This window comes from Lamprobacter sp., from assembly GCF_034860625.1.
In the GTDB taxonomy this organism is placed as follows: domain Bacteria; phylum Pseudomonadota; class Gammaproteobacteria; order Chromatiales; family Chromatiaceae; genus Lamprobacter.
This window is the reverse complement of record NZ_JAYESN010000050.1, coordinates 16515-34621: the sequence shown is the minus strand read 5'-3', so window position 1 is coordinate 34621 and position 18107 is coordinate 16515. Positions and strand designations below refer to the sequence as shown.

At 61.4% G+C, this 18107-nt stretch carries 19 protein-coding genes and 1 pseudogene; 15 read left to right on the top strand and 5 right to left on the bottom strand.

Going from position 1 to position 18107, the window contains the following annotated elements; genetic code table 11:
• Positions 1 to 819, bottom strand: an 819-nt coding sequence (gene purU, locus VBE63_RS14175; RefSeq protein WP_323683675.1) for a formyltetrahydrofolate deformylase, incomplete at its 3' end; no start/stop codon positions are given.
• A 452-nt stretch (positions 820 to 1271) separates the two neighbouring features.
• Here purU and VBE63_RS14170 point away from each other — a divergent pair.
• Both VBE63_RS14170 and VBE63_RS14165 read left to right on the top strand, forming a co-directional pair.
• Positions 1272 to 1760, top strand: coding sequence for an OsmC family protein (locus VBE63_RS14170; RefSeq protein WP_323683674.1), 489 nt, complete (start codon positions 1272 to 1274; stop codon positions 1758 to 1760).
• On the top strand, positions 1760 to 3565 hold the full coding sequence (locus VBE63_RS14165) for a RyR domain-containing protein (RefSeq protein WP_323683673.1): 1806 nt from the start codon (positions 1760 to 1762) through the stop codon (positions 3563 to 3565). The genes VBE63_RS14170 and VBE63_RS14165 overlap by 1 nt, the downstream gene beginning before the upstream one ends.
• Here the strand turns inward: VBE63_RS14165 and VBE63_RS14160 are convergent.
• From VBE63_RS14160 to VBE63_RS14150, 3 genes are all read right to left on the bottom strand, one after another.
• Positions 3562 to 4026 (bottom strand): DUF1249 domain-containing protein, encoded by a 465-nt coding sequence (locus tag VBE63_RS14160; protein WP_323683672.1) that lies wholly within the window; start codon positions 4024 to 4026, stop codon positions 3562 to 3564. The genes VBE63_RS14165 and VBE63_RS14160 overlap by 4 nt on opposite strands.
• A 173-nt stretch (positions 4027 to 4199) precedes the next feature.
• A complete protein-coding gene (gene trxA / locus VBE63_RS14155; RefSeq protein WP_323683671.1) occupies positions 4200 to 4571 on the bottom strand; it encodes a thioredoxin in 372 nt (123 codons plus the stop codon).
• 84 nt (positions 4572 to 4655) lie between these two features.
• Positions 4656 to 5246 carry a class I SAM-dependent methyltransferase gene (locus tag VBE63_RS14150; protein ID WP_323683670.1) on the bottom strand — a complete coding sequence of 197 codons (591 nt, stop codon included), beginning with the start codon at positions 5244 to 5246 and terminating at the stop codon, positions 4656 to 4658.
• Positions 5247 to 5353: 107 nt separating this feature from the next.
• Here VBE63_RS14150 and VBE63_RS14145 point away from each other — a divergent pair, with 107 nt between their 5' ends.
• The 4 genes and pseudogenes from VBE63_RS14145 to VBE63_RS14130 form a co-directional block, all read left to right on the top strand.
• On the top strand, positions 5354 to 5824 hold the full coding sequence (locus VBE63_RS14145) for an Rrf2 family transcriptional regulator (RefSeq protein WP_323683669.1): 471 nt from the start codon (positions 5354 to 5356) through the stop codon (positions 5822 to 5824).
• A gap of 236 nt (positions 5825 to 6060) precedes the next feature.
• Positions 6061 to 6990, top strand: coding sequence for a 50S ribosomal protein L3 N(5)-glutamine methyltransferase (gene prmB / locus VBE63_RS14140; protein ID WP_323683680.1), 930 nt, complete (start codon positions 6061 to 6063; stop codon positions 6988 to 6990).
• A gap of 217 nt (positions 6991 to 7207) precedes the next feature.
• The gene (gene hemN / locus VBE63_RS14135; protein ID WP_323683679.1) at positions 7208 to 8623 is read left to right on the top strand and encodes an oxygen-independent coproporphyrinogen III oxidase; all 1416 of its coding nucleotides are present in this window, start codon (positions 7208 to 7210) and stop codon (positions 8621 to 8623) included.
• A gap of 97 nt (positions 8624 to 8720) precedes the next feature.
• A pseudogene (locus VBE63_RS14130) lies at positions 8721 to 9041 on the top strand (AMP-binding protein); the annotation flags it as partial.
• On the opposite strand, the gene VBE63_RS14125 reads toward VBE63_RS14130, so the two are convergent.
• Entirely contained in the window at positions 8976 to 9194 is a 219-nt protein-coding gene (locus tag VBE63_RS14125; protein WP_323683681.1) for a hypothetical protein, read from the bottom strand. The pseudogene VBE63_RS14130 and the gene VBE63_RS14125 overlap by 66 nt on opposite strands.
• Before the next feature lie 4 nt (positions 9195 to 9198).
• On the opposite strand from VBE63_RS14125, the gene VBE63_RS14120 reads away from it, so the two are divergent.
• From VBE63_RS14120 to smc, 9 genes are all read left to right on the top strand, one after another.
• Positions 9199 to 9519, top strand: coding sequence for an AMP-binding protein (locus VBE63_RS14120; protein ID WP_323683678.1), 321 nt, complete (start codon positions 9199 to 9201; stop codon positions 9517 to 9519).
• The gene (locus VBE63_RS14115) at positions 9519 to 9788 is read left to right on the top strand and encodes an AMP-binding enzyme (RefSeq protein WP_323683677.1); all 270 of its coding nucleotides are present in this window, start codon (positions 9519 to 9521) and stop codon (positions 9786 to 9788) included. The genes VBE63_RS14120 and VBE63_RS14115 overlap by 1 nt, the downstream gene beginning before the upstream one ends.
• A 9-nt stretch (positions 9789 to 9797) precedes the next feature.
• Positions 9798 to 10460, top strand: a complete 663-nt coding sequence (gene thiE / locus VBE63_RS14110; RefSeq protein ID WP_323683668.1) for a thiamine phosphate synthase — start codon at positions 9798 to 9800, stop codon at positions 10458 to 10460.
• A 322-nt stretch (positions 10461 to 10782) separates the two neighbouring features.
• Entirely contained in the window at positions 10783 to 11127 is a 345-nt protein-coding gene (locus VBE63_RS14105; protein WP_323683667.1) for a hypothetical protein, read from the top strand.
• Positions 11127 to 11714: a hypothetical protein gene (locus VBE63_RS14100; RefSeq protein WP_323683666.1), complete on the top strand. Its 588-nt coding sequence runs from the start codon at positions 11127 to 11129 to the stop codon at positions 11712 to 11714. Before VBE63_RS14105 ends, VBE63_RS14100 begins: the two co-directional genes overlap by 1 nt.
• Positions 11715 to 11974: 260 nt before the next feature.
• Entirely contained in the window at positions 11975 to 12199 is a 225-nt protein-coding gene (locus tag VBE63_RS14095) for an addiction module protein (RefSeq protein ID WP_323683665.1), read from the top strand.
• A 378-nt stretch (positions 12200 to 12577) separates the two neighbouring features.
• A complete protein-coding gene (thiD, locus tag VBE63_RS14090) occupies positions 12578 to 13414 on the top strand; it encodes a bifunctional hydroxymethylpyrimidine kinase/phosphomethylpyrimidine kinase (protein ID WP_323683664.1) in 837 nt (278 codons plus the stop codon).
• Between the two features lie 17 nt (positions 13415 to 13431).
• A complete protein-coding gene (locus tag VBE63_RS14085) occupies positions 13432 to 14400 on the top strand; it encodes a DMT family transporter (RefSeq protein ID WP_323683663.1) in 969 nt (322 codons plus the stop codon).
• A gap of 98 nt (positions 14401 to 14498) precedes the next feature.
• Positions 14499 to 18038, top strand: coding sequence for a chromosome segregation protein SMC (gene smc / locus VBE63_RS14080; protein WP_323683662.1), 3540 nt, complete (start codon positions 14499 to 14501; stop codon positions 18036 to 18038).
• Positions 18039 to 18107: the final 69 nt, after the last annotated feature.

The window sequence follows — 18107 nt, the reverse complement described above, 5'->3', positions numbered from 1 at the left end:
CACCCGGTCTTCGAGGTGGTAGCGCAGGCCGCGGGCAAGCACCGTCTTCTCAACGTCCTTGCCCAGGCGGACCATGTCCTCGACCGTGTTGTGGTGGTTGACGCGCACCACGTCCTGCTCGATGATCGGGCCGGCATCGAGTTCACTGGTGACGTAGTGGCAGGTGGCGCCGATCAGCTTGACGCCGCGAGTGGATGCCTGGTGGTAGGGCTTGGCGCCGACGAACGAGGGCAGGAAGCTGTGGTGAATGTTGATGATCGAGCCGGGATAGCGTTCACAAAGGTCGGGCGGAAGGATTTGCATATAACGCGCCAGCACCACCGCATCGGCACGCACCGTCTCGATCGTCTCGCTGACCGCCGCGAAGTGCGGGTCTTTGTCGTTCTTGTCTACCGGCAAGTGGTAATAAGGGATGCCATGCCATTCCACGTAGCCGCGCAGATCGTCGTGGTTGGACAGCACGCAGGGGATATCGAACGCGAGTTCGCCGCTCCGCCAGCGGTAGAGCAGGTCAGACAGGCAATGTTCCTGTTTGCTGGCCATCAGTACAACCCGCTTGTTGACGCCGGTATCGTTGAGATACCAATGCATGCCAAACCGCTCGGCGATGGGTTCGAAGCGCTGCCGAAACCCTTCCATGCTGAACGGGAGTGAGCTTGCGCGCACCACATAGCGCATGAAGAACCACTGGCTAGCCGGGTCCGAATAGTGATGCGCTTCAGTGATCCAGCCCTGATGGTTGGCGATGAACTCACTCACGGCAGCGACGATGCCGACTTGGTCCGGACAGGAAATGACGAGGCGGTAGGATCTTTCCATCGTTGAGTCTGTAGCTTTCTCAAAAGGAAATTATGTTGCATTGGAGGAAGGCAACAACGTTGCCAAGTTTCTCTCGGTTCCTGATCGAGGCAGTATCGGAGACCTTGGTGTTTGACGATCATCGCCCAGTTCATGCTGCAGCGATTTGCTGCTCATGCTGTTTTTGGCAATCATCTGGACGTCCCCCGTGGGGTTCATCGATGAGCTCGGTCGGGCTCGTGCCGGCTGAGAGGTGGAGGCGACGACGATCTCGTCTCGCCGCCGGCTTTCCATCATTGTTCTCTGTTCGCCAGCGGCCATCTTTAGGCGGGGAATTGGCAGCTCTAGGCTGCAACCTTCAAACCTAGGCTGCAACCCTGGGCTGCACCTCGTGCGGCTGGCAGGATTCGAAGAACCAGGGCCGGCAACAGCAGTTACGATCCCGATCGATGGCGACGGAGACGGAGACCAGAATGACAACCGAGACCCATGCTTCACAGGCGACCGAAGAGGGCCGCTTCACCATCCAGCTCGAGCAGCGCGAGGGCTTCGAGATCAATGTCGCCTTCGATTGGAAGCGCGCCGCCGATCTGCTGATGGATGAGCCGCCACCCTTGGGTAGCACGAATGGCCCGAATGCCTCCCGATTGCTCGCCGCCGCGGTGGGCAATTGCCTGTCGGCAAGCTTGCTCTACTGCATCGGCAAGGAGGAGCCGCCGGATCAGAGTCTGCGCACCGAGGTGACCTGCGTGATGGTGCGCAACGAGAAGAAACGCCTGCGCATCGGCAGCATGGAGGTGCGCTTGATCGTTGCGCCGGCGCTGCTCGAATCCAAGCGGTTCGAGCGCTGCAAGACCCTGTTCGAGGACTTTTGCGTGGTCTCAGCCAGTGTCCGGGCCGGTATCCCAATGAGGGTGTTAGTCGTTGATGAGGCAGGCAATCTGCTGCATCAGAGCGATTGATGTCGCGGTCTTGGATGCTGCCGGCCTGGCCCCGGGCGTCGGCTCGGCGTCTGCTCTTGTTTGGACGGGGGGAGGTGGCCGATGCCTGCGCGCGCGTCTTGCGAGGAGGCTCTGATCGTCTGGTCAGGGCGCAGGGCGCTGATGAGCTTTCTCAGCGGGAACTGCTGGATGCCGATGTCCTGCTGCTGGGGGGGCTGGATGACCCCCTTGCCTTGCTGGCTGAATTGTCGCCGCGGCTAGGGCGCGGGCTCAGGAGTCGGCGTCGACGCCAGCCATTGCGGCTGCTGATCATCGACGACGGCGCGGCGCCTGCAGCGAACGACTTGGCCGAGGCCCGCGCACTCTGGTCGGATGAGGTCCAATTCGAGCAGATCTCGATCCCAACCGCCGCCGCCCGGCGGCTGCTGGCGAGCTGGCCTTTGCATTGGGGGGCAGATCCGCGGTTTGGCCAATCGATTCATCTGGCCATCCTCGGTCGCAGCCGTTTTGCCGATGCGCTGTTGGTGCATGCGCTGCGCATCAGTGGCTACGGTGAGCAACGCAGCCACTTCACGCTGCTCAGTGAGACTCCAGGGGCCTGGGAGCAGGCCTTTACCAGGGCCTATCCGCAGGCGCATGAAATCGCCGAGCTGTGCTTCAGCTCGCTCGAGGGGGTGAACCTAGCGGCTTTACCGACGGTGACGACCGCAGTGGTCTGTATTATCGATCCTAACGCCGAGCCAGCCGCCCTGGCAGGGCGTTTGCTGGACGTGCAGCAATGCTCGCCGCCGATCTTCGTCGAGATCGGCGAGGCAGCACCCCATGGCGATCTCAGCGATTGGGATGGACAGTTGATCCCGATCAGTTACCGACAGCTGGCGCTCGATCGCGCGGTGCTGCTGGACGGCAAAGGCGACGAGCTTGCGCAGGTGATCCATGATCACTATCGGGATACCACCGAGGCGCAGGGTCGTGATCCCTCGCTCGAGCCGGCCGGTCAGCCCTGGTCGACACTGGCCTCGTCCTATCGGGATGCGAATCGCCACCAAGCTGACCATCTCTGGGCGAAGCTCGCGATGACGGACTGTAAGGCAGCGCCGGAGAGTCAGGTTGAGTCGTTCGCCTTTGCGCCGATCGAGGTCGAGCAATTGGCCGTGGTCGAACATGGGCGCTGGGCTGCTGATCGCTGGCTGGACGGATGGTCCTATGCGCCGACGCGCGACAACCTGCTGAAACAGCACCCGCAGCTGATTCCCTATCAGCAACTGTCTGGGCCAATGAAGGATCTGGACCGTTTTGCGGTGCGCTTGGTGCCAACCCTGTTGGCGCGATCGGGGCTTGGTGTGCTGCGCATGCTGGTGATCGGGCTGTCTCCTATGAGGTCTGACCTGAGCCCTGCGCTGCCGGCAGCTCGGCTGGTTGGCTTGATGCGGCGCGTGCTCACCCGGTTAGCCTCGCGATATCCGGATCGTGCCTTAGTCATCGCGGCTTCGCTGGAGGCGCCGGTCGCGAGGCAATGTGTTGAGATGGCGACTGATGAGTTTGGTGCTGGATACTGCTTGCTATTACCACGACCGCTGCCGTCTTTACTGGCCGGGCTCGAGGACGCAGCGCGTCTGCAGGTGCTTGCCTTGGTAGCTCGCGCCGAGCGACGGATTTCGCTGTCGCAGGCTGGCGACCTTGAGCGCTGGCTGGAGCAACGCGCCGAGATCCTGGTCGAGCTCGGCGCGGCAGAACGGGGGGGCGAGGGGGTTCCTGCTGTTCGCAAGCGCGTTCGTGTCGCGCCGAAGGCTGGTATCGGCCTTGAGTGGAGCTTCGAGTACTAGGCGCTCGGCAGGAGCTCGTGGAAGTCTGCCGCGTTTGTTGCATCGTCCCTCAGGGAAAACCGATAGCCCTGGTGCAGACAGTAGCCGAGCCATTTGGAGACGAACAGATTGGCACGCCACTTGGCAGCCAAGGCAGGCGCTTGGTAGTGACTCAGGATTGGGAGTACGGTTTGCCTGAGGCTCAGAACCTCGACCTGCTGCGCATCGTGGTAGGCACGGAGTAAGGCATCGGGTTCCGAGGGGTGCTGCGCAGTGGCCCCCTCGGCAGGGAGCAGGTGAGTCAGGCGCAGTGTGGTCGTATAAGGAGATTGCTCAATGATGGAGAGTGACAGCTCCGCCATGCCTTCGGGCTTGGAACGGAGCGGGTCGTTGAGCTGAGGGAGCGCCGGTGCTAGCCGCATCAGTGCCTCGTAGTTCTCCTCGCACAACGCCATCAAGCCGCCGACATTGGTCGGCGGCATCAGCAGCACGAGGCGAGAGAAGAGGGGTGACGGAGCCTGCATTGCGAGTGGGTGTAGGGCCGATGCTGGCGCTAGGGCCGGACGCTGAAACGGCCGGCGGCTGGCCGAACGGACCGATCAACGGCAACCACAACCCGTGGATATGGAGGCCGTCGAGGTGCCGGTCATCTGGCTCAGGCGCTGTCGCCTTGTTGTTTGGCGATATCGGCGCGTACCTGATCCATATCCAGTTCCTTCGCCTTGACGATCAAGTCGCGGAACGAGCTCTCGGGTAATGCGCCAGCCTGCGAGAAGATAATCACCTGGTCGCGAAAGATCATCAGCGTCGGGATTGAGCGGATCTGGAAGTGCGTGGCGATGCCCTGCGCCTCTTCCGTGTTGACCTTGGCAAAGACGATATCCTCGTGGTCGTTTGAGACCTTTTCGAACACGGGCGCGAAGGAACGGCAGGGGCCGCACCAAGTCGCCCAGAAGTCGACGATGACGAAGGCATTGTCGTTGATGGTCTGCTCGAAGGTCTGCTCGTTGAGTTCTACGACGGCCATGAGCGGCTCCTCTGTCGCTAAAAAGTGTGCGGCAGTCTAACAGAATCCATCAGCATCCCGCTGGTTCCCGCCCCCAGGACAGGGTTATCCGCTGTGCTTGTGCGTCATGGCGACACTGAAGTCGCCTGACAGGTAGCCTTCAACGATCTTCAGGTCGACGTCCATCTCTATCGCCCAGGCTTCGATCGTTTCGGGCATCAGATAGTTGAAGGTGAACGATTGGTGATTGCCCTTGAGCAGGTTGAATACCAGCCCCTGGCGCGAGGCACTGAGACAGCGCCTGATGAACAAACCAGTCTCGTCCTCTGTCAACAACGCCATGGCACCGCTCGACAGGTACCAATCGGCCTCCGGGAGCGGGTCGCTGAGGACGTCGGCGTGCAGGATGGCGCAACCGGTGCGAGCCCTTGCGCGCTCTACCATCACCTCAACGGCATCAAGGCCGATGTATTGCCGCGGCAAATCGTTGCGGGAGCTGAGGAAGGCGTGAAGGTCGCCAAGACCGCAGCCAACGTCGACCAGTGAAACGCGGGAGAGATCGCGCGGAAGCAGGTCGCGCAGCACCGCAAAGCGGATCTGCTGGCTCTCGGTGGACCGCCAATGCACGCCTTCGGCGTTCTCGCCGTAGCGAGCTAGCGCATGACGGTAAAAGCTTTCGGTGTCGACGCGCGGCATGCGAATCCTCTAGCAAAAAATGTTGGGCAGATTCCTTGACAAATGACGGCCTAAAAACCAACTAAGAACCTGGGATAAAGGCCGCGTCAACCTTAAGGCATCACACCATGAGACTCTCCACTAAGGGCCGCTACGCCGTTACCGCCATGCTCGATCTCGCGCTCAACTCGGGCCGTGGACCGGTGACACTGGCCGACATTTCGGTGAATCAGGGTATCTCGTTATCTTATCTGGAGCAGCTGTTCGCGGCATTGCGCGCGAAGCAACTGGTTCGAGGGATTCGGGGCCCTGGAGGCGGATACTATCTCGGCAAGCCCGCCGATGAGATCACGATTGCAGACGTCATCTGTGCTGTCGACGAGTGGGTTGAGTTTACCCGCTGCGGTGGTCGCGAGAACTGCCGGGCGGGCGAGCGCTGTCTGACCCACAGTCTCTGGGACCAGCTCAGCGATGAGATCTTTACCTTCCTCAGCGAGATTTCGCTCGCCGATCTGGTCGAGCGGGGGCAGCGCAAGCGGCGACCGGAAGAACGGATCGACAATCGCCCAGCGGTCGCCAGCAAGCAGCGTGCGGCCTAAGGGCGTCTCAGCCGTGGGCTCTCTTGCCTTGGCCTAGATCAGCTCAGGTCTGATCAGTTCGGCATTTGCGATCCTGCTGATGGTACTCTTGCAGATTCGGCCTTCGACACGTGATTGCTTTGGGCATGCAGGTCGTGGGCGATACTGCCCTGGCCGATCGCGCGAGTGTGCTGCAATGGCCCGATTGCAGCGACGTTGAGCGGCGCACCCAGGCATCAGCGAGAGCCCCTGTCGCCATGCAGGCTGAAACCGATGAGTTGTTGACCATTCAGGATCTTGTCCGCTGGGGCGCGTGCCGCTTCATCGAGGCTGGGCTGCATTTTGGCCATGGAACCGACAATGCGTTCGATGAGGCGGCCTGGCTGGTCTCCGACGCGCTCAAGATGCCATCGGCGCTGATCGCCGATTATGCGCAGTGTCGCGTCACCGGCTCGGAGCGTGACGCCGTTTTGGCACTGCTCGCGCGGCGGGTGGATGAGCGCCGACCCTCTGCCTACCTCACTGGCCGGACCTGGTTTGCTGGCCTGGAGATGATCGTTTCCGATCAAGTGATGGTGCCGCGCTCGCCGCTCGCTGAACTTGTGAGGGCGGGCTTTGCGCCATGGATCGATCCGTCCGCGGTTGGCCGCGTCCTCGACCTCTGCGCCGGCAGTGGCTGTATCGGGATCGCCGCGGCCATGTATCTGCCGGATGCTGATGTGGATCTCGCAGATATCTCGCCTGCCGCGTTGCGGGTGGCAATGCGCAATCGCGCCCTGCATGGTCTGGAAGAGCGTGTTCGAATCATCCAGTCGGATCTGTTCGCCGCCATTGATGACGCGGCCGTCTACGATGTCATCGTTTCCAATCCGCCCTATGTCGCGGCGGCGGAGCTGGAGTCGTTGCCCGCCGAGTATCGGCACGAGCCGCAGCTGGCCTTTGCGGCCGGTGAGTCGGGGCTCGACCTGGTCTTGCGTATCCTGCGCGATGCGCCCGATTTCCTGACGGATGAAGGTTTGTTGATCGTGGAGGTTGGCAGCGCGGCGGAAACCCTGCAGGATCGCTTCCCGGGCGTGCAATTGACCTGGCTTGAATTCGAGCACGGCGGCGACGGCGTCTTTCTGATGCGCCGCCAAGAGCTCGTCGACGCGCATGCGGACTTCGCCGAAGCGGTGGCGGGCTCCTGAGTGCCGGTGTTGGTCTGTCAGCAATCGGCTCATGGTCCCGCCATCGGTACAACCGCCCGGGTCCGAAACCAGATCCTGATCCAAACCCTGATCCAAAAACAACGCAACGAGGCCCGCTGCCGTCGCCTCGAGGTAGAGGATAACGATGCTTGAAAAGACCCGCACGACCACGACCCATGGGCCGACTGACCAGCAGGACAGCCAAGGCGTTGCCGGCATGGCGCGCTCATTGGCGAGCGCAGGGGCTGCCGATCAGCGCACCGTGTTCGATCTGGAGCTGATCCAGCGCTATGACCAGAGCGGTCCGCGCTACACCTCCTATCCGACCGCGGTCGAGTTCGACCCAGCCTTCGACGAGACACGCTACAAACAGGTCTGTCAGGAGACCAACGCCAGTGGTCGGCCGCTGTCGCTCTACTTCCACATCCCATTTTGCGACACGGTCTGCTTCTATTGTGCCTGCAATAAGATCGCAACCAAGGATCGTACCCTGGTGCAGCCTTACCTGGAGCGCGTCTACAAAGAGCTGGCGATGCAATCGGCGCTGTTTGACGATGACCGGGTGGTCGAACAATTGCACTGGGGTGGTGGTACGCCGACCTTCATCAGTGCAGTGCAGATGCGCGAGCTGATGGCCGAGACCCGCAAGCACTTCAAGCTCGCCGATGACGAGGTGGGTGAATACTCGATCGAGATCGATCCGCGCGAGGCCAAGGGCGACACCATCGCGCTGCTGCGCGAGATCGGCTTCAACCGCATGAGCCTCGGCGTGCAGGATTTCGATCCGCGGGTGCAGAAGGCGGTCAATCGTGTGCAGAGCGAGGACGAGACCTTCGCCGTGCTCGAGGCCGCGCGCAAGGAAGGCTTCCGCTCGATCAGCATCGATCTCATCTACGGGCTGCCGCATCAGACCGCCGAGCGCTTCATGGACACCCTCGAGAAGATCATCGCCGTCGGTCCTGAGCGGTTATCGGTGTTCAACTACGCGCACCTGCCACGCCGCTTCATGCCGCAACGCCGGATCGATGAAGAGCAGCTGCCACCGCCGCAGGTCAAGCTCGAGATCCTCCAGGCCACCACCGAGCGGCTCTCAGAGGCCGGCTGGCTCTATATCGGCATGGACCACTTTGCCCGTCCCGATGACGAGTTGGCGCTGGCGCAGCGCAATGGCACCCTGTACCGCAACTTCCAAGGCTATTCGACCCATGCCGACTGCGACCTGATCGGCATTGGCGTCACCTCGATCGGCAAGGTCGGCGCCACCTATGGCCAGAATCGGCGCGAGCTGGATGAGTATTACAGTGATATCGACGCGGGCCGGCTGCCAGTGTTCCGCGGGATCGAGCTGAACCGTGACGACGAGATCCGCCGCGATGTGATTACGCGTCTGATCTGTCACTTCAGACTGGATTTCGGCGAGGTTGAGCGCGCCTGGGATCTCAACTTCCAGGATTACTTCGGTCGCGATCTGGCCAAGCTCGAGGGCATGCAAGCCGATGGCCTACTCGAGATCGACAGCAGCGGTATCCGTGTGCACCCCAAGGGCCGGATGCTGATCCGCAATATCTGCATGGCCTTCGATGCCTATATGGAGGCCAAGCAAGGGCAGGGTGGCTTCTCGAAGGTGATCTAGGGCGATCTAAGGTGGCGCGGCCGGCGACCAGCCACTCTGCGCTGGCGAGCGCGGCGGTAGAGCGAGATTGAGAGTGGCCGGAGGCGGAAGGGCAGGCATGAGTGAAAGTCTATCGAGGCGGTTTCGGCGCGCCGCCGCGCGCTGGGCCGATGCACCGGCTGTGCTCACGGAGCCGGTCTGGAGCTATCGGCGCCTGGATCAGACCCCCGATGCGGTGGCCGCTGGTTTGCAGCGGAATGGGGTCGAGCCGGGTGAGCGAGTCGCGTTGCTCTGTCCGAATGGGGCTGAGTTTGTCGTCGCCTATCTCGGGATTCTCAAGGCGGGGGCGATCGTCGTCCCCATCAATCTGCTATTAAATCCGGCTGCGGTCGCCTTTCAGCTGCGGGACTGCGGCTGCCGGAGCCTGATCGCGCATGTGGCGATGGCCGAGACGGTGCGCGCGGCACTGGCTGATGCGCCTTGTGTCCGGCTGCGGATTGGCATCGGCGGCGAACTTGGCTGCGATGAGCCGGAATTGGACGAGCCGGGTCCGCATGACCAGGGCCCGATGGCGTTGGTGATGGAGTGTCACCGCCGTGAATCCGCCAGCGGGGCCACGTCAACCGGCGTCGATCGGTCCGCCGATTCCCGGCGTCGAGATGCGGATTTGCGATGCGGACGGCAACGAGTTGCCAAACGGCGAGCATGGCGAGGTCTGCGTGCGTGGACCGAGCCTGATGCGCGGTTATTGGAATCTGCCGGAGGCGACCGCCGAGAGCTTCTTCGGCGATTGGTTCCGCACCGGCGACCTCGGCCGGCGCGACGATGCGGGCTGGTTCTATCTGGTCGATCGGATCAAGGATCTGATCATCACCAATGGCATGACGTCTATCCGCGCATCGTCGAGGAGGCCTTGATGAGGTATCCGGGCGTTGCCGAGGCAGCCGTCGTTGGTGAGCCTCATCCCACCCATGGTGAGATCGTGGTCGCCCATCTGGTGGCGCTGCCGGGGCAGACGATCGACGTCGCCAGCCTGAAGCGATGGTGCCGCGAGCATCTGGGCCGCCACGAGCAGCCGCGCCGCATTGAGCTGCGTGACAGCATGCCGAAGAATGCGGCTGGCAAGATCCTGAAGCGTGAGCTGCGACTGAGCGGTGAGCACGAGCGCGGATTTGCGTTTTCCTAGACCGGCGCCATGATCGACCTCTCCGTCTACCTGATCACCGACGCCGCGCTCTGCGCCCGAGCCGGCTTGCTTGAGACCGTTGCTGCCGCCCTGCGTGGCGGGGCGACCGCTGTGCAACTGCGTGACAAGCAGGCCTCCGATGCCGCGCTGATCGAGCAGGGCAAGGCGCTCAAGGCCCTGCTGCGAGGTACCCATGTGCCGTTGATCGTCAATGACCGGATCAAGGTCGCCGTCGCCATTGGGGCCGATGGGCTGCATCTTGGGCAGTCGGACGGGGACGTCGCTGAGGCGCGCGCGGCCTTGGGTGCCGAGGCCATCTTGGGGCTGTCGGTGCAGCGCCGCGATCAGTTGAAGACGCCTGAGCTGAGCCTGGTCGATTACCTTGGCGTCGGGCCGGTATTTGCCACCGCGACCAAGCCCGATCATTCATCGCCGCTCGGTTTTGATGGGCTCGCGGCGATCTGCGCGGAGAGTCCATTGCCGGTCGTGGCCATCGGTGGCCTGAGCGCCGAGCATGCCGCGTCGATCTGGTCCGCTGGCGCGGTCGGCATGGCGGTGGTCTCAGCGATTTGCACCGCAGCGGACCCCGAGCTAGCGACGCGCGAGATCGCCGAGGCTTGGAGGGCCGCGCGCCTCGGCAGCGCCGATGCGAATTCGCTTTGCAGGCTTTAACAACTGTCAAGCTCAAGCTGCGAGCCGAGTTTCTTTGGCTCTTTGTGGCGGAAGTCCAGAGAGAACCGCAGCCGGCGGCGAAGATGCGGCTGATGATTCCCCTTGATCCGCGATGCCTGCAGTTGTCAGGGCTGAATCGAAGCAGGAAGCACCCTCTGAATCGATCTCGCGCATCGGCGGGACGCTGCGGATAACCAGCCTTTTGCGGATGGTACCTTGCAGGGACACAGTGTCTACCACCGCGTTGTCCAGGCTAAGTTCCCGTGATAGGTTAGCCGGAAACCAGACATTCACTGGTTAGGCATCAAGAAGAAACGTGCACATGGAAACAACAATACTCGTAAAAAGTAGTAGCAGAGATGAGCCGTATGCAGTAGCAGTTTCATCAGCAGAATCTGGCCTAGCAATTTTCTGTGATTGCCCCGCCGGTGAATGGGGTAAATATTGCAAACATAAGATGGCAATTGTATTAGCCGATGAACGAATCCTTTATGATGAAGAGCAAAGGGATAACTTCAGCAGGGTAACAAAATGGATTTCTGAATCTGGCTATCCAGATTTAGTTCAAGAGCTTCGAGAATCTGAAAAAGCGCTCGAATTGGCAAAGAAAAATGTTAAAAATCAAAAAGAAAAAATTGCTCGATTAATGAAAGAGGGTTTGAAATAGTGGAAATTGAAGCTAGGAGAGATGATAGAGGATATGCTCTTATTGCAAACTTTGAGGATGGATTTGCTCTTGGCTGGAAAATGGCTGTTCCAGAGGCATTTAAGGAAGCGCTTGATATTAAATTGACGCCAAGAATGTTTGCAAAGAAAAAAGAAATGCTATGGACGCAGGGTCGTTTATATGGTTTTCACGAAGGCGATACAATTCATGATACCAAGGAGGCATATAAAGAATGGGGAGAAGCATTAAAACACTTAAAGCTCAGTGTCCAGGTGCAATTCGCATCTTCTTCAGGTTATGTAAATTACGAAACAATTGAGGTTCAAAATAAGGAATTAGAAATAATTCACCAAAAAGGAAAGTTAAAACCAACAGAAGAAACCGTTGATGGTTTAGTGGTAAAAAGGCAACGTATTGATCATGGTTTAGTGCGATTCAAAGTGTATCGTCCAAATAAGGAGAAAACAGCAGTGGAGGAGTGTGAAACCTTAGAGTGCACACAGGATGACTTCGTTGCTTTTCTACAAACTGGCATAGTCCGTACAAAAGAAAATAAGCTCTTGAATCTATTCATAGAAAATGCCTAAGAATCATGACGGGCAGGACGAAATTTTTTTCTAGGCAATGAATCAACTCGCAATCAATCGCCTAACGATGGCCTTCAGTCCGACCGCTCGCTACGCTCGTGGCGGCTGGCGTTGGCGACAAGATGTTTCTCGCGCAAGACGTATGAGTACAATAAAGCATGTCCTCGCGATCGCAAGACTCCTCAACCCCACAAGAAACGATTTATACGCATACCCATCCGTGTCAAAATTGAGCAATACGTGAACGAGAGTTTTTCTCCATGAATCTCCAGAGAATTGAAGACGAGGCGCTCCACCTCCCAACAAAGGAGCGAGCGCAATTGATCCAGCGACTGGTATTGAGTCTAGAGTCCCCGTCAGAAAAAGAGCTCAGGGCCGATTGGTTGCTTGAGGCCTGGCGCAGGGCCGAAGAGTTCGATAATGGCGCAGTTCAGGCTGTGTCTGGCGATGAGGTCATGAGGAAGGCTAGAGCACTGATCAAATGAAATATTCTTTTCACCCGGCAGCGGAAGCCGAATTCCTGGAATCAGTTGGTTATTACGAATCAAAAGTTCCGGGATTGGGTGGTGCCTTCATAGAGGAATTCGAGGCCCTGGCTAATTTAGTTGGCGAGTCACCAAAAGCCTGGCAAGTCGAGTTGCCACCAGATATTCGTAGAGTGCCCCTTCACAGATTTCCCCTGGCCATCGTTTACCGAGAGAGGCCATCTGGTTTCCAGATTCTGGCTGTTGCCCATGACCGGAGGCGTCCGCAGTACTGGCTGGGTAGGCTTTAATAAAAGACTGCACAGCGACCGATTTTCCGCCACTCTGCGGCTCCAAACCTGCGCGTGAGCCGGGCTTTAGCTTCCGAGAGATTACGCTATGAGTACGATCAAGCATGTCCTCGCGATCGCCGGCTCCGACCCGTCCGGCGGCGCCGGTATCCAGGCCGATATCAAGGCGATTTCCGCCAATGGCGCGTATGCGATGGCGGCGATCACAGCGCTGACCGCGCAGAACACCCGTGGGGTTCGTGGGGTGCAATTGGTCGCGCCCGAGTTCGTCACAGCGCAGATCGACGCGGTATTTGAGGATATCCGTGTCGATGCGGTGAAGATCGGCATGCTCGGCTCGCCCGAGATCACGCTGACCGTGGCCGAGGCGCTTGCGCGCCATGGCGCGCAGCGCATCGTGCTGGACCCGGTGATGGTGGCCAAGGGCGGCGATCGACTGCTCTCGGAAGCCGCCATCCGAACCCTCATCGAGCGCTTGCTGCCATTGGCGACCATCCTGACGCCGAACCTGCCGGAGGCGGCGGCGCTGCTCGATGAGCCGGAGCTGACTGATCCAGCGGCGATGCCGGCACTCGCCGAGCGGTTACTGGCGCTGGGACCTTCCGCTGTGCTTCTGAAGGGCGGCCATCTGAGCGGCGCGGTAAGCCCGGATTATCTGGCCGCGGTCGACGAAGGCGTTTGGCTGGAAGCCGAGCGTATCCCGACCAAGAACACTCACGGCACCGGTTGTACGCTCTCATCGGCGCTCGCGGCGCAACTTGCGATCGGCGCTGACTCGTCGCTCGACCTCGCCACGGCCGCTCGACGCGCCAAGGTTTATGTCGCCGGCGCCATCGCGCATGCTGACGCGCTCGATGTCGGCCAAGGGCAAGGGCCGACGCATCATTTTCACGCGCTATGGCCGGCCGGGTATGCACCGAGCTAGTTGGCGGCGGCGGTCTAATGAATCTTGCTGCGCCCCAGCATCGTCGTCGCGAGATCGAACTCGGCATGCTGTTGATGACCATCGCGATGCTGCTGTTCCCAATCAGCGACGCACTCGCGAAATTTCTCACCGCGGAGCTAACGCCGGTTCAGATCGGAGCCGCCCGCTTCCTGTTTCAATCCCTGTTGCTGCTGCCGGTAGTACTGGTCTACAAGGGTGGCCGACTGCCGCCGCCGGGCGTTCGCCACCTGGCGCTCGGGACGCTGATTGGCCTGGCGGTGATCTGCTTGTTTTCAGGACTGCAATCTCTACCGCTGGCCAACAACACGGCGCTGTTCTTCATCGAGCCCCTTCTCTTGACCCTGATCTCGGCCGTTGCTTTGCGTGAGCCGGTGACCTTGCGGCAGTGGCTCGCGGTGGTGATCGGCCTCGTCGGGGCGCTGATCGTCTTGCGCCCGAATTGGGCCGCTTATGGCCCGGCCGCGATCTTCCCGGTGGCAGCGGGCGCCTTCTTCGCCGGTTTCTTGGCACTGACGCGGGTCGTCGGTGGGCGCGATGATGCCCTGACACTCGCGTTCTGGACCGGAGTCGCCGCAGCGCTGGTGTTACTGCTGATCATGGGCGCCGGACTGATTGGCCAAGAACCTGGGGCCGTGCGTCCGATGGCGGCGTTGATCGTGGTTCCGTCGCTCGATGCCTGGCCACTGCTGCTCGGCGTCGGTCTGATTGCCGCAGCGACCAACGTGCTGACCGCTTTAGCCTTGCGGCGAGCAGGCGCGGGCGTCCTCGCGCCGTTCCAATATCTCGAGATCTTGAGTGCCACGCTGCTCGGCTGGCTCATCTTCAGCGAAATTCCGGATCTCGTCACGGGGCTCGGCGCTGCCATCATCGTTGGCTCCGGGCTCTATGTCTTTACGCACCAAGGGCGCTGCTCGGATCCTTCGGATGTGGCGCGCAGCAACTCGCGCAGAGAGCGTCTCGGCTGAGCGGCGGGGGGGTCATGAGTCTCAGCGGATTGGCGTTATCAGAGCTGGGCTGATATCGACTGCTTGTCGGCCGCTAAGGGCTCCAGTATCGTTCGCCGATGCGTCTGGAGAAGATCAAGCTCGCCGGCTTCAAGTCCTTCGTGGACCCGACCACAGTACCCTTTCCAAGTAATCGGGTCGGTGTGGTCGGGCCGAATGGCTGCGGGAAGTCGAACGTGATCGATGCGGTGCGCTGGGTCATGGGCGAGAGCTCGGCGAAGATGCTGCGTGGTCAGTCGATGGCCGATGTTATCTTCAACGGCAGCAGCTCGCGCAAGCCGGTTGGGATGGCGCAGATCGAGCTGGTGTTCGATAACAGCGATGGTCGCGCGGGCGGCGAGTTTGCCCGGTTTGCTCAAATCGCGGTCAAGCGCCAGGTCTCGCGCGATGGCCAGTCGAACTACTTCTTGAACGGCGCCCGCTGTCGGCGGCGCGATATCCAAGACCTCTTTCTCGGTACCGGGCTCGGGCCACGCAGCTACGCGATCATCGAGCAGGGCATGATCTCGCGTTTCATCGAGGCCAAGCCCGATGAGTTACGTCTCTTCATCGAGGAGGCAGCGGGTATCTCCAAATACAAGGAGCGTCGGCGCGAGACCGAGAACCGAATACGGCACACGCGCGAGAACTTGGAGCGACTCCAGGATCTGCGTGATGAGGTCAGCAAGCAGCTGCAGCATCTGGAACGTCAAGCCGCCACGGCGGCCAAGTATCGGGCGCTGAAGGAAGACGAGCGCCGCTTGACCGACGAGCTGGCCGCGCTGCAGTGGCGCGAGCTCGACCGGCATCTCGAGCGGCAAGATCGCGTGATCGGCGAGGCCGAGGTGCGTCTGGAGGCGGATCTGGCGGCATTGCGCCGGCTCGAGGCCGAGATCGAGGCGCAGCGTGCGCTGCATGCCGAGGTCTCCGATGCCTTCAATGGGGTGCAGGGGCGCTGGTACGCGGTCGGCTCCGAGATCGCGCGGCTGGAGCAGGCCTTGCAGTTTGCGACCGAAACCCGTCAACGCCAAGAGCGTGAGCTTGGCTCGGTGCGGCATGAGCTGGACGAGGCGAGCGATCAACAGGAGCGCGATCAGCTGCGGCAGGCCGAGCTGGATGCCGAGCTTGAGCGTGATGCGCCCTTGCTTGAAGAAGGGCGCGAGCGGCTGGAGGATCTGCGCGAACGCCTCGCCGAGGCTGAGGATCAGCTCGAGACTTGGCAGCAGGCTTGGGACGCGATCCAGCTGGAGATCGCTGCGCCCTCGGCCGAGGCCCAGCAGGAACGCTCAAGCCTGAATCATCTGGAGCAGCGCCTGGCGCAAGAGCGGCAGCGCGGTGCCCGGATCGATGACGAATTGGCGCGCCTCGATACCAATGAGCTCGAGCAGCGCTTAGCGATCCTCGATGAACGCTCCGAGGGGCTTGATGAGCGACTGCATCTTGCCGCCGATGCCCAAGAACGCGCGGCTTCGGCCCTGCGTGAGGCGGAGTCGACCCGTGCCGAGCTTGGCGGACGCCTGGATGCAGCGCGCACCGAGCTGCAGACCACGCGCGGCCGGCTGGCCTCGCTCGAGGCCCTACAGGATGCGGCCTTGGAGAGCCCGGATCAGGCCGTCGCGGCCTGGATCGATCGCTACGATCTGACGCAGGCGCCGCGCTTGCTGGACCAGATCGAGGTCACGCCAGGCTGGGAGACTGCGGTTGAGGTGGTCCTGAGCAGCGCGCTCGCGGCCTTCTCGGTCGATGCGCTTGACGACTTAGCCGGCGCGCTTGAGGCCGAGGCCCTGATGCTCGTCGAGAGCGATGTCGCCCAGGTCGACTGGGTCGGCGTCGCACCAGTCGGCACCTCCGGGCTGGCTGCGCTGGTGCGCGGACCCTTGGTCTTGGCTCAGCTGTTAGAAGGCATTGATGTCGCTGAGAGTCGTGGTCAAGCCCTCGCGAGGCGCTCCGAGCTCCGCGGCGGACAGCGCATCGTGACCCGCGATGGATTTCTGATCGGGCCAGGCTGGGTCAAGGCGCCCGGACGCAGCGCCCAGGATGCGACTGATGTGGGCGGCAGTATCGCGCGCGCCGAGGACATCAAAGGGCTGGCCATGGCGGCTGATGAGCTCGAGGAGGTCATCGCCGCGCTGGCGGATGAGCAAGCGGCTTGGGTCGAGCGTCGTGCGGAACTGGAGCAGGCTCGCAACGACGCGCATGAGGATCTTGCCCGCCTGAGTCGTGACCGGGCCACACTGGATGCCGAGCAGGGTGCCGCCCGCGCCCGCTTGACTCATCTGCGCGAGCGCCGCGCGGCCTTGGCCGATGAGCAGCTGGTGCTCAAGGATGCCTGTGACGAGATGGAGGAGGCCATGGCGCTTGGGCGCGAGCGCCTGCATGCGGCGCTTGAGTGCAGCGAGCAGCTAACCGAGCGTCGCGATGGTCTGGCCGCTGAGCGAGAGCCGCGCCGCGCGGCCCTGACCGAACTGCGCCAGGAAGAGGCGCGGCTGCGTGACGAGGTGCAGCGTTTGGAGGTCGCCACCGAGACGCGGCGAGCAACAAAGGCTGGCTTGATGGCGAACCTCGAGCGCGCGGGTGAGCGTGTCGCTAATCTCGAGGCGCGCCGGGATGAGCTGGCCGAGGCGCTGAACGAGGCCGCCGAGCCTGCGCTCGAACAGCAAGAGCGACTTGAGGAGCAGCTCGAACAACGTCTGCAGGTTGAGCAAGAACTCAATGATAAGCGCCAGCAGTTGGAAGAGGTCGACGCCCAGATCCGCGCCGCCGAGCTGCGTCGCCATGGGCTCGAGCAATCGCTGAACGGGGTCAGGGGCGAGCTCGATGTGGCCCGCTTGCAGCGGCAGGAGCTCTTGGTGCGGAGGCAGACGGTGGCGGAGCAGCTGCGTGCGAGCGAGACCTCACCAGAGGCGGTGCTCGAGGCCATGCCGCCAGCGCTGCTTGATGGCGCCGATCTGGTCGAGCGCTGGGGACTTGAGCTCGAAGCGGTCAAGACGCGGATTGGGCGGCTCGGCAACATCAACCTGGCCGCGATCGACGAATTCCAAGAGCAATCCGAGCGCATGCGCTATCTCGAAGCGCAGCACGCCGATATCAGCACTGCACTGGAGACGCTCGAATCAGCGATCCGCAAGATCGATCGCGAGACCCGGAGCCGGTTCAAGGAGACCTTCGACCGTATCAACAGCGGCCTCAAGGAGTTGTTCCCGCGTGTCTTTGGTGGGGGCAATGCTTATCTGGAGTTGACCGGTGAGGATCTGCTCGACACCGGTGTCTCGATCATGGCGCGTCCGCCGGGCAAGCGCAACGCGACCATTCACATGCTGTCCGGTGGCGAAAAGGCGCTGACTGCGGTGGCCCTGGTATTTGCGATCTTCCAACTGAATCCAGCCCCGTTCTGCATGCTTGACGAAGTTGATGCGCCGCTGGACGATGCCAATGTCGGGCGCTTCTGCGAGCTGGTGCGCGCGATGTCCGATCAGATCCAGTTCATCTTCATCACCCACAATAAGGTGACGATGGAATTGGCCGATCAGCTGCTGGGGATTACGATGCACGAGCCCGGCTGCTCACGCCTGGTCTCCGTCGATGTCGAGCAGGCCGCGCGCATGGTCGCGGCCTCTTAAAGGCGTGTGGTCGATCAGGCTCTCAATCTGGGCGAATCCCCTGATATACTTCCGAAAACCTTCCATCGC